Origin of the sequence: Streptomonospora sp. PA3 (assembly GCF_009728995.1) — a bacterium.
GTDB lineage: Bacteria > Actinomycetota > Actinomycetes > Streptosporangiales > Streptosporangiaceae > Streptomonospora.
Genome location: NZ_VTZW01000019.1, coordinates 551,502 through 562,681, shown reverse-complemented (window position 1 = coordinate 562,681; position 11,180 = coordinate 551,502). Strand labels below are relative to the sequence as shown.

At 72.0% G+C, this 11,180-nt stretch carries 7 protein-coding genes; 5 read left to right on the top strand and 2 right to left on the bottom strand.

Translation table 11 applies throughout. The annotated features are described in order from the left end of the window. Positions 1-2 precede the first annotated feature (2 nt). Positions 3-752, top strand: coding sequence for a LytTR family DNA-binding domain-containing protein (locus FZ103_RS21740; protein ID WP_156003667.1), 750 nt, complete (start codon positions 3-5; stop codon positions 750-752). A 2,385-nt stretch (positions 753-3,137) separates the two neighbouring features. After that, a complete protein-coding gene (locus tag FZ103_RS21735; protein WP_343233642.1) occupies positions 3,138-5,393 on the top strand; it encodes a rhamnogalacturonan lyase in 2,256 nt (751 codons plus the stop codon). 69 nt (positions 5,394-5,462) lie between these two features. Here the strand turns inward: FZ103_RS21735 and FZ103_RS21730 are convergent, their stop codons facing one another. Both FZ103_RS21730 and FZ103_RS21725 read right to left on the bottom strand, forming a co-directional pair. Then, on the bottom strand, positions 5,463-6,593 hold the full coding sequence (locus FZ103_RS21730; RefSeq protein ID WP_222936815.1) for a 4-oxalomesaconate tautomerase: 1,131 nt from the start codon (positions 6,591-6,593) through the stop codon (positions 5,463-5,465). Positions 6,594-6,713: 120 nt separating this feature from the next. Next, positions 6,714-7,766, bottom strand: a complete 1,053-nt coding sequence (locus FZ103_RS21725; protein ID WP_222936814.1) for a LacI family DNA-binding transcriptional regulator — start codon at positions 7,764-7,766, stop codon at positions 6,714-6,716. 153 nt (positions 7,767-7,919) lie between these two features. Here FZ103_RS21725 and FZ103_RS21720 point away from each other — a divergent pair, with 153 nt between their 5' ends. The 3 genes from FZ103_RS21720 to FZ103_RS21710 are packed head-to-tail and all read left to right on the top strand — an operon-like array spanning position 7,920 to position 11,174. Next, complete coding sequence (locus tag FZ103_RS21720; protein ID WP_156003666.1) at positions 7,920-8,840, top strand: carbohydrate ABC transporter permease; 921 nt, start codon at positions 7,920-7,922, stop codon at positions 8,838-8,840. A 3-nt stretch (positions 8,841-8,843) separates the two neighbouring features. Further along, entirely contained in the window at positions 8,844-9,809 is a 966-nt protein-coding gene (locus FZ103_RS21715; RefSeq protein ID WP_156003665.1) for a carbohydrate ABC transporter permease, read from the top strand. Positions 9,810-9,854: 45 nt separating this feature from the next. Further along, positions 9,855-11,174, top strand: coding sequence for an ABC transporter substrate-binding protein (locus tag FZ103_RS21710; RefSeq protein ID WP_156003664.1), 1,320 nt, complete (start codon positions 9,855-9,857; stop codon positions 11,172-11,174). The last annotated feature ends 6 nt before the right edge of the window (positions 11,175-11,180 follow it).

Sequence of the window (11,180 nt, the reverse complement as noted above, 5' to 3'; positions counted from 1 at the left end):
CTATGCGCGCGCGATGCCTCATCGTCGACGATGAGGCCCCAGCGCGGGCCGATCTCCGCTACCTGCTGTCGAAGTTCGATCACGTCCAGGTGGTGGGCGAGGCGTCCAACGCCGAGGAAGCACTGCTGCTGCTGGAGTCGCTCGACTACGACCTGGTGCTGATGGACATCCGCATGCCGGGCGGGACCGGCCTGGACATCGCGCGCAAGCTGCGCGAGGCGGCCCATCCGCCGCGGATCATCTTCACCACGGCCTTTCCCGACTACGCGGTCGACGCCTTCGACCTGGACGCCGCCGACTACCTGGTCAAGCCCTTCGACGCCGACCGGCTGGCGCGGGCGCTGGACCGCGCCCTGTCGTCGCGGTCGGAGGAGGCCGAGCCGGAGCCCGTGCCGCGCCGGTCGGACGGCACCGAGTCGCCGCACCGCATCCCGGTGCACAAGGGCGACCGGACCGTGCTGCTGAACGAGTCGTCGATCATCTACGCGGGGGCGGCCCGCGGCTACTCCTACCTGCAACTGGCCGACGAGCGGGTGCTGGTCAACTTCTCCCTCAACGAGCTGGAGCGTCGGCTGCGCGGCGCACACTTCTTCCGCGCGCACCGCTCCTACCTGGTCAACCTCGACTACGTGCGCGAGCTGGCGCCGGACTTCCGGGGCACGCTGATGCTGCTCATGGACGACCCCCGCAAGAGCCGGGTCGAGGTCTCGCGCCGCCAGGCGCGGGAGCTGCGCCGCGTGCTGGGGCTGTAGCCGGGCGCAACGCCGCTCGGTCGGCTCTCCCGGTCCGGGCGGGTTCGCCCCCGGTCGGCACGCCTCGCGGATCGATTCGTGCGGGCGCCCGTTGCGGCGGGCGAAGGAGCGGTGAGGGCGGCGGGGGTTGGGGGTGGTGACCACCGGTTGTCGGCGGCCATCGGGTCCGGTGCCGGTGGTTGGGCGTGCGGCGGGGCGGCGAGGGCGGAGGGCTGAGCCCGCGCGGATCGGTTCGGGTGCCCGCCGGTGGCCCATGCGACGAGGGCGGCGAGGGCGGACGGGGTTCGGGTTGGGCGGTCATCGGTTGCCGGCGGCGGATGGCGGGTCGCCCGACGGGGGCGGTGAGGGCGGAGGGCTGAGCCCGCGCGGATCGGTTCGGGTGCCCGCCGGTCGTCCACCCGACGAGGCAGCGACGGCCGCCGGATGGCCGGGACCGCGACCACCGAATCCGGTGCTCGCCGGTGACCCGCGCGACGGGCGCGGCGACGACTGGGGCGGGGTCGGGCGACCACCGGCCGACGTCGGCGCATGGCCGGTCACCCGACGTGGGCGGCGAGGGCGGAGGGCTGAGCCCGCGCGGATCGGTTCGGGTGCCCGCCGGTGGCCCACCCGACGGGGCGGCGATGGCCAGCGGAGTCCGGGCCGGGCGGTCACCGGTTGCCGGAGGCGGATGGCGGATCGCCCGACGGGGGCGGCGAGGGCGGCGGATGGCCGGGCTAGAGCCCACCGAACCCGGTGCCCGCCGGTGCGGCAGGTGACGGGGACGGCGAGGGCGGTGGTGGGGCCGCCCTGTCGTGTCCAAGCAGTCGGTCACCACAGGAGGTTGCGGCAATGGGGCTGGGTTGCGCGAAGCGCTGTGCGCCAGCTTGCCGCCGAGCGGCGGTGCACGCTTGTTTCGGAGGTCGGCCACCGGTGGTGCGGCTCCATCTGGGACGGGCTGCGTGCGCTCGGCGGCAAGCTGTGACCGCGCTTCGCGAGGCGCACCCATTGCCGCAGCTCCGATGGTGGCCGCCCCGGGTGGTTCCCGGTGGGTTCCTGCAAAGCGGCGTCCGCCGTTCTGAGACACGGCCCGGGCGGGGACGTTTCAGGCATTTCGCTCCGGGTGGGGCCACGATGCCCGCCGATGGCGCGCGGTGGGGCTGCTCGGCGCGCCGGAACCCCAGGGTTTCCGGGATGCGGAAGGAATTCGGGGTGGTTTGTCCGGAATGCCCGGCTGTGGCGGGGGTGGAGGCGGCCGGGGTGCCGCGAGGTGCGCGTTTGGAGCGGTTCGGGCGCCGATTCCGCTCCAAACGCCATGATCATCGCCGATCCGGGCCGCTCCGGCGCCCCCGCATACCGGACATTGCGGGACGCTTCTGCGCCTGAAATCGCCCGCCGCGCGGCCGGAGGCCGCCCCGGTGGTCGCGGGGCGCGTCTCGTCGCCCTATCACGGCCTCGAATATTCCGAATGCCCCGTTTCAGTGCCGGCTCACCGCGTCGAGGGTGTCTGTGGGGCCACGCTCGGCGCCGAAAGTGGCGTCACGGACACCCTCGACGCGACCGGGAGCATAACGAGTCAAATTAAATCGGGCATCCGGGGTTTCGGGTGGGGGTGCGCAGGCGGCGAGGCCCGCCGGAACACGCCCCGGCGCGCCACCCCCGTCGCGCGGGCCACCGGCGCCCACCCGGACCGATCCATGCGGCCCGAGCCCGTCGCGCTGCCGTCGCCGCCTCGTCGGGTGGGCCACTGGCGGGCACCCGAAGCGATCCGCGCGGGCTCAGCCCTTCGCTGTCCTCGCCGCCTTCGTCGCTCGGGTCACCGGCGGGCACCGGACTCGGTGATCGCCGGCCCCGACCACCCACCGCCCTCGCTGCCTCCGTCGCGCGGATCACCGGCGGGCACCCGGACCGACCCGCGCGGGCTCAGCCCTTTGCCGTCCTCGTCGCCCTCGTCGGGTGATCGGCCATGCGCCGACCTTAGCCGGTGCTCGCCGGCCCGGACCCCCGCCGCCGTCGCCGCCCCGTTGTCCACCGTCACCGGCGGGCACCGGACTCGGTGATCGCCGGCCCCGACCACCCACCGCCCTTGCTGCCTCCGTCGCGCGGATCACCGGCGGGCACCCGGACCGACCCGCGCGGGCTCAGCCCTCCGCCCCTCGCCGCCCTCCGCCGTCCCCGCCGCCCTCTGCGTGCCCCGTTGCCCCCCTTGACGGAAACCGCTTTCCCGTTACATTTGAGGCCATCGTTCCGTGCGCGCCGCCGGTGGCGGCGCCCCCGAGATCCCCTGTTCCCTGCCATCCCCCGACCCCCATCCCGACGCTCGAGATCCGGGAGGCCTCTTTGCGGGCTTTTAAAACGATTCAAACGCGCGCCCTGCTCCGCGCGGCCGCGGCCGGCGCCTGCGCGGTGGCACTCGCGCTCACCGGCGCGGGCGCGGCCGCCGCGGATCCGTCCGGCGGCGCGCATGCCACCGGCGTGCAGCTGGAGGACCTGGACCGCGGCCTGGTCGCCGTCTCCACCGACGAGGGCGTGTTCCTGAGCTGGCGGCTGCTGGGCCACGAGGTCAGGGCCGCCACCCCCGACGGCCTCAAGTCGCCGGCGTTCCGCGTCTACCGCGACGGCCGCCGCATCGCCACCGTCACCGGCAGCACCAACTACCTCGACACCGAGGGCTCGCCCGACGCGAAGTACCGGGTCGTCATCGGCGGCAGCGGCGGCGACGGCGCATCGGCCGCGGTCTGGCCCGAGGAGCACTACGACCTGCCGCTGCGCAAGCCCGAGGGCGGCACCACCCCCGCGGGCGAGGAGTACACCTACACGGCCAACGACATGAGCGTCGGCGACGTCACCGGTGACGGCCGCTATGAGTACATCGTCAAGTGGGACCCGACCAACTCCAAGGACGTCTCGCAGGTCGGCTACACCGGCAACACCTACATCGACACCTACACCCGCGACGGCACGCTGCTGAACCGCATCGACCTGGGCGTCAACATCCGCTCCGGCGCCCACTACACCCAGTTCCTGGTCTACGACTTCGACGGCGACGGCCGCTCGGAGCTGATGTTCAAGACGGCGCCGGGCACCAAGTCCACCACCTACGGGCCCGACGGCGAGGTGGTCGCCGAGGAGTACATCACCATGCCGCGGGAGGACGTCGAGGCGGGCTACTCCCACAGCGACGACTACCGCATGAGCTCCGCGGACTACTACGACCACCTGGTGGGGATGTTCCGCGACTGGCACAAGCACCCCGAGGTCGTCTCCGGCGACTGGCCGGCCACCCTGGAGGAGGCCTTCGGCATCGAGCCCGCCTACGACTACCCGCTCTCCCGCGCCGACGCCGAGGAGCTGGCCGACCACTTCATCGACACCTACGCGCCCGGCCGCAGCAGCCGCAACCGGCTGCGCGAGTTCGAGGGCTTCGTGCTGAGCGGGCCGGAGTACCTGACCGTCTTCGACGGCGAGACCGGCGCCGAGCTGGACACCGTCCGCTACGAGCCGCCGCGCGGCGACGACGGGCTCATGTGGGGCGACTACGCGATGTCGCGCATCGAGCCGGGCAACCGCGTGGACCGGTTCCTCGCGGGCGTGGCATACCTGGACGGCGAGAACCCCTCGGCGGTGTTCGCCCGCGGCTACTACACCCGCGCCGCCCTGGCGGCCTACCGCTTCGACGGCGAGGAGCTGCGCAAGGAGTGGTTCGTCGACAGCGGGCACGCGCCGATGTCCAACCCCTTCAACGACTCCCCGCACGGAGTCGAGGGCACCGACCCCGAGTTCGGCACCCTGACCACGCAGGGCAACCACCAGATGATCTCCGCCGACGCCGACGGGGACGGCCGGCAGGAGATCGTCTACGGCTCCGCGACGATCGACGACGACGGCTCGCTGCTCTACTCCTCCTACGCCACCGGGCACCCCGACAGCGCGGTGCCGGGGGAGAGGGTCAAGCTGGGGCACGGCGACGCCCTGCACGTCGGCGACTTCGACCCCGACCGCGGCGGCCTGGAGATCTGGGGCGTCCACGAGGGCGGCCGGTATGCGCCCTACGGCTTCACGATGCGCGACGCCGCCACCGGCGAGGTCCTCTTCGGCGAGTACACGGGCAGGGACACCGGGCGCGGCATGGTCGGCGACATCAAGCCGGACGTCCCCGGCGTCGAGGCCTGGTCGTCCATGCCTCCCGACCAGGAGATCGACGCGGGCCTGTGGTCCGCCGGCGGCGAGTTCCTCGGCCGCGACGGCGTGCCCGGCACCAACATGAGCATCCTCTGGGCGCCGGACGGCACCACGCAGATCGTCAACGGGACGCGCAACCCCACGGTCGACGACCACCGCGCGGGGACCCTGCTCACCGCCGAGGGCACCCGCACCAACAACGGCACCAAGGGCAACCCGGCCCTGGTCGCCGACGTGTTCGGCGATTGGCGCGAGGAGCTGCTGCTGCGCACGGAGGACTCCGAGGCGATCCGCATCCACACCGCCACCGGCGTCACCGACCGCAAGCTCTACACGCTGATGCACGACCCGCAGTACCGGGTCGGCATCGCCGGCCAGCAGACGTCCTACAACCAGCCGGCCCATCCGGGCTTCTACCTGGCCGCGGACACCGACTGGTCGCAGGTCCCGGTCCCCGAAGGCCACTACCCCGGCCGCTAGCAGGCCGGCACCGCGGCCCCCGTGCCCCCGAGGCCGGGGGCCGCGGCACGGCGCCCTGCGGGCGGGGCTTCAGCGGCGTGGGAAGACGGTGCCGTCGAAGAGCTTGCGGGCGGTGCGGATGACCGCCGACCTGCCCACCCGCGGGGGTGTGCAGCCGGTGTCGACCTCGACGTCCACGGCGAGCCTGCCGGAGGGGTGCTCGATCTCCACGGGCGCGCCCGGGGCGGGCGGGGCGAAGAGGTCGGCTCCCACGGCGCCGTCGAGCATCAGCGCGGTCACCGTGCTGACCCCGCCCAGCACGCCGATGGAGGGGTGGGGCCGCACCGGGATGAACGTCCGGGTGCAGATCGCGCCGCCCTCGCGCGGGGCGGCCACCAGAGTCGTCTTGGGTACCGAGCTGTCGCGGACGTCGCCGAGGCCCATGAGCTGCCCGGCGCGGACGCGCAGCGACTGCACCCGCTCGGTCAGGGCGGTGTCGGCGGCGAGCTCGTCCGGCGGCTCGTACCCGCTCACCCCGAGGTCGGCGGCCCGCACCACCACGACCGGCATGCCGTTGTCGACGCAGGTGACCGCTATGCCGTCGATCTCGTCGCGCAGCCGCCCGGTGGGCAGCAGGGCGCCGCACACCGCCCCCTCGGTGCCGACGAAGTCCAAGGAGACCGGCGCCGCGGTGCCGGGGACGCCGGAGACGGCCGCGGTGCCGGAGTAGTCCACCGATCCGCCGGGGGTGGCGAAGGTCGACACGGCGGTACTGCCGGTGTTGACCAGGCGGATCCGGACCGAGGTGCGCTCGCCTCCGGCGGGCACCAGACCGCGCTCGACGGCGAACTGGCCCACTCCGGCGAGCAGGTTGCCGCAGGTCTGCTGGTCGGAGACGGTCGGCTCCGCCACACCGAGCTGGAGGAACAGGTAGTCGATGTCGCGTCCGCCGCCGGCCGCCGGCGCGACGACGGCCACCTTGCTGGTGACCGACTGCGCCCCGCCGATCCCGTCGATCTGGCGCGGGTCGGGCGTGCCCATGATCCGCAGGAGCAGGTCGTCGCGCTGCGCCGGGTCCGCGGGCAGGTCCTCGGCGAGAAAGTAGGCGCCTTTGGACGTGCCGCCGCGCATGAGCATGCAGCGGACGCCGGGCCCGGCGCCCGGGGCCTCGCCGGTGCCGGCCTCCTCACCGGTGGCCGCGGGGGCGTCCGCGTTCGGCATCTGCTCCTCCTCGTGGTGCGGGCGGCGGATTCAGCATGCCGAGAGTCCACAACATTGTCAACAATTTCGTAGACGGAAGTGGTGGAGAAACGCCGCCACCCGCCGGTCCGCGCACGGGGCTCAGCGCGGCGTTCCTCCGGGCGGCGGGGCGGTGCTGGAGCGCTCCACCAGCCGGGTGGGCACCAGGGTGGTGCCGGGCTCGGTGGACTCGGTGCGCAGCTGGCGCAGCACACCCTGCACCAGCTGCCGGCCCACTTCGGCGAAGTCCTGGTGGACCGTCGTGAGCGGGGGCAGGAACGAGCCGGCCTCGGGGATGTCGTCGAAACCGACCACGCTCACCTCCTCGGGCACCGCCCTGCGCTTCTCATGGAGGGCGCGCAGCACGCCCAGCGCCATCTGGTCGTTGGCGGCGAAGACCGCGGTGCAGTCGGGCTCCTCGGCCAGCCGCAGCCCCGCGCGGTAGCCCGAATCGGCCGACCAGTCGCCGCGGACCATCGGGGGCACGGGGCGCCCGGCGCCGGCGAGCTCGGCCCGCCAGGTGTCGGCGCGCCGCTGCGCGGCGAAGGACTCCTCCGGTCCGGCCACGTGCCATACGGTGCGGTGGCCCAGGTCGAGCAGGTGGCGCACGGCGGCGCCTGCGCCTCCGGCCTGGTCGGTGTCGACCACGCTGTAGCGGTCCCCGGCGTTGGAGTCGGCCACCGCGACCTGCACTCCCGGCGGCAGGGCCACGGTCGCGGCGTCGAGCAGATGGACCTCCATGATCACGATGAAGGCGTCCACCGCCAGTTCGCCCAGCCGGGTGAAGGCACCGCGCACCTCGTCGTGGGTGGGAGCGGCCACCGGAAGCAGGGTGATCGCATAGCCCTCCTGGGCGGCGGAGGTGGCGATCGCCTCCAGAGTGCGCATGTTCCCCGTGGTCGACAGCGTGAACAGCACGACGCCGATCGTGCGGAACTCGCCCCGCTTGAGGGCGCGGGCCGCGCTGTTGGGGCGGTAGCCCAGCTCGCGCATCGCCGCCAGCACCTGCTGGCGGGTGGAGGCCACGACACCCGGGTGGCCGTTGGAGACGCGGGAGACCGTCTGGGAGGAGACCCCGGCCAGCCGCGCCACGTCGGCCATGGAGACCCGCTTGGCGCGGTTGCGGACCCGATCGGCGGCCGAGCCTTCGTCCATCTGCGGTTCCTCGATCCCTTGACCACCTGCCACGGGGCAGTGTAGACATCTCGCAACACGATGTTTACGTAAACATACCCCGCCGGAACTGGTCCCGGCATCGGATGTTTGCGTAAACATCCCCATCGCTGAACGCGAGCGAGGATGATCGCTATGACGACGCCGACCGCGCCCGCACCGGTGGCCGCGGGACCGTCCCCCCGGCGGAGCCGACGGCGCTCCTGGACCGGCTGGGCCTTCATCGGGCCGTTCATGGCCGTGTTCGCGCTGGTGTTCCTGGCGCCCATCGCCTACTCCGTCTACCTGAGCCTGTTCCGCGACCAGCTCATCGGCGGGAACACGTTCGTGGGGCTGGAGAACTACACCCAGGCCCTGGTCGACGCGCAGTTCTGGGGCGCCCTGGGCCGGGTCTCGCTGTTCCTGGCCGTCCAGGTGCCGATCATGCTCTTCCTCGCGCTGCTGGTGGCGCTGGCCATCGACAGCGGGCGCCTCTACGGCCGCGACTTCTTCCGCGTCTCGATCTTCCTGCCCTACGCGGTGCCCGCGGTGGTGGCCACGCTGATGTGGGGGTTCATGTACGGCAACCGCTTCGGGCTGGTCGGCAACATCAACGACGCCTTCGGCCCCACGCTGCCCGACCCGCTCTCGCCCGACCTGGTGCTCGCCTCCATCGGCAACATCGTCACCTGGGAGTTCGTCGGCTACAACATGCTGATCTTCTACTCGGCGCTGCGCGTGGTGCCGCACACGCTCTACGAGGCGGCCCAGATCGACGGGGCCGGGCAGCTGCGCATCATCACCGCCATCAAGCTGCCCGCGATCCGCGGCGCGCTGGTCATCGCGACCATCTTCTCCATCATCGGCAGCTTCCAGCTCTTCAACGAGCCCAGCATCCTGCGGCACCTGGCGCCCAACGCCATCACCACCGACTTCACCCCCAACCTCTACACCTTCTCCCTGGCCTTCCGCGGACAGCAGCACAACTACGCGGCCACCGTCGCGATCATCATGGGCCTGATCACGATGGCCATCGCCTACGCCGTCCAGCTGCGCGGTATGCGAAAGGACGTGTGAGCGATGAGCACCTCGGCCCCCGCCTCCACCCCCTCCTCGCCCTCCCCGCGCCCGGCCGGCGCCCGCAAGGCGGCCGCGCGGCTGCGCGCGCCCGGCCGCGGGCCGCGGTCCGCCGGGCTCGGCAGGGCACCCCGGCGCAGCGTCCTGCTCACGCTGCTGACCGGCCTGGTGCTGGTCTACTCCCTGGTGCCGCTGGTCTGGTTGGCGATCAACGCCACCAAGAGCCAGGAAGACCTGTTCACCTCCTTCGGGCTGTGGTTCAGCGGCGACTTCGCCCTGTTCGCCAACATCGCCGACACCCTGGCCTACGACGGCGGCATCTTCGTCCGCTGGCTGCTCAACACGGTGCTCTACGTCGTGCTCGGCGCCGGCGGGGCCACACTGCTGGCCGTACTGGGCGGCTACGCGCTGGCCAAGTTCGACTTCCCCGGCAAACGCGCGGTGTTCGCCGTGGTCATCGGCGCCGTGGCCGTACCCGGCACCGCGCTGGCGGTGCCCACCTTCCTGATGTTCAGCGAGATGGGGCTGACCAACACCCCCTGGGCGGTCATCATCCCGTCGCTGATCTCGCCGTTCGGCCTCTACCTGATGTGGGTCTTCGCCGCCGAGGCCATCCCCGACGAGCTGATCGAGGCCGCGCGCATCGACGGCGCGGGGGAGCTGCGCACGTTCGTCCAGATCTGCGCCCCGCTGCTGGCGCCCGGCACCGTCACCGTCGCCCTGTTCACCATGGTCGCGACCTGGAACAACTACTTCCTGCCGCTGATCATGCTGAAGAACCCCGACTGGTACCCGCTGACCCTGGGCCTCGACAACTGGAACGCCCAGGCCTCGACCGCCGGCGGCGAGGCCGTGTTCGACCTCGTCATCACCGGCTCCCTGCTCAGCATCATCCCGCTGATCATCGTCTTCCTGCTGCTCCAGCGCTTCTGGCAGTCGGGCCTGGCCGCCGGAAGCGTCAAGGCCTGACCCCCCGTCCCGACCGCAGCACCCCCCGGAAAGAAGTGAGACACCATGACCCCACCTGTGCGCACCCCGCTGCGCGGACTCGGCATGGCCGCGGCCCTGCTGCTCGGCCTCACGGCCTGCGGCTCCGGAGGCGAATCCTCGGCCGACGACGTCCAGGCCGCCCTGGAGGAGGGCGGCAAGATCACCGTGTGGGCCTGGGAGCCCACCCTCAAGCAGGTCGTCAAGGATTTCGAGGCCAAGCACGAGGGCGTCGACGTCGAACTGGTCAACGCCGGAACCGGCCCCGACCAGTACTCCGCCCTGCAGAACGCGATCAAGGCCGGATCGGGCGTGCCCGACGTGGCCCAGATCGAGTACTTCGCGCTCAGCCAGTTCGCCGTGGCCGAGTCGGTGGCCGACCTGTCGTCCTTCGGCGCCGCCGACCTCGACGGCACGTTCTCCACGGGTCCATGGAACTCGGTGAACCTCAGCGGGGGCGTCTACGGCGTCCCGATGGACTCCGGGCCGATGGCGCTGTTCTACAACAAGGACATCTTCGACGAGCACGGCATCGAGGTGCCCACCACCTGGGAGGAGTACGTCGAGGCCGGCCGCAGGCTGCAGGAGGCCGACTCCGACGTCTACATCACCAACGACACCGGCGAGCCCGGTCTGGCCACCAGCCTCATCTGGCAGGCCGGCGGCAAGCCCTACCGGGTCGACGGCACCGACGTGACCGTCGACTTCACCGACGAGGGCTCCACGGCCTACGCCCAGACCTGGCAGCAGCTCATCGACGAGGACCTCGTCGCCCCCATCAACTCCTGGACCGACGAGTGGTTCCAGGCCATGGCCGACGGCACCATCGCCACGATCCCCGCGGGCGCCTGGATGCCGGCCAACCTGGAATCCTCGGTGGCCGAAGGCTCCGGCTCCTGGCGCGCGGCCCCGCTGCCCCAGTGGGAGGAGGGCGCGAGCGCCAGCGCGGAGAACGGCGGCAGCTCGCTGACCGTCCCCGAGGCCAGCCAGAACAAGGCGCTGGCCTATGCGTTCATCGAGTACGCGACCGTCGGCGAGGGGGTGGACACCCGGCTCGACAACGGCGCCTTCCCCGCGACCAACAAGCACCTGGAGTCCGAGGAGTTCCTCTCCCGGGAGTTCGAGTACTTCGGCGGTCAGCAGGCCAACAAGGTCTTCTCCGAGTCGGCCTCCAACGTGGTGGAGGGCTGGTCCTACCTGCCCTACCAGGTCTACGCCAACTCGATCTTCAACGACACCGTCGGCAAGGCCTACGTCTCCGACACCACCCTGGCCGAGGGCCTGCAGGCCTGGCAGGAGCAGTCGGTCGAGTACGGAAACCAGCAGGGCTTCAGCGTCAACAAGTGACCCGCT

Bases quoted from the DNA above. Each gene is read 5' to 3' on its own strand.
- FZ103_RS21710 (WP_156003664.1), top strand. From the start codon at position 9,855: ATGACCCCACCTGTGCGCACCCCGCTGCGCGGACTCGGCATGGCCGCG.
- FZ103_RS21715 (WP_156003665.1), top strand. From the start codon at position 8,844: ATGAGCACCTCGGCCCCCGCCTCCACCCCCTCCTCGCCCTCCCCGCGC.
- FZ103_RS21720 (WP_156003666.1), top strand. From the start codon at position 7,920: ATGACGACGCCGACCGCGCCCGCACCGGTGGCCGCGGGACCGTCCCCC.
- FZ103_RS21740 (WP_156003667.1), top strand. From the start codon at position 3: ATGCGCGCGCGATGCCTCATCGTCGACGATGAGGCCCCAGCGCGGGCC.
- FZ103_RS21730 (WP_222936815.1), bottom strand. From the start codon at position 6,593: ATGCCGAACGCGGACGCCCCCGCGGCCACCGGTGAGGAGGCCGGCACC.
- FZ103_RS21725 (WP_222936814.1), bottom strand. From the start codon at position 7,766: ATGGACGAAGGCTCGGCCGCCGATCGGGTCCGCAACCGCGCCAAGCGG.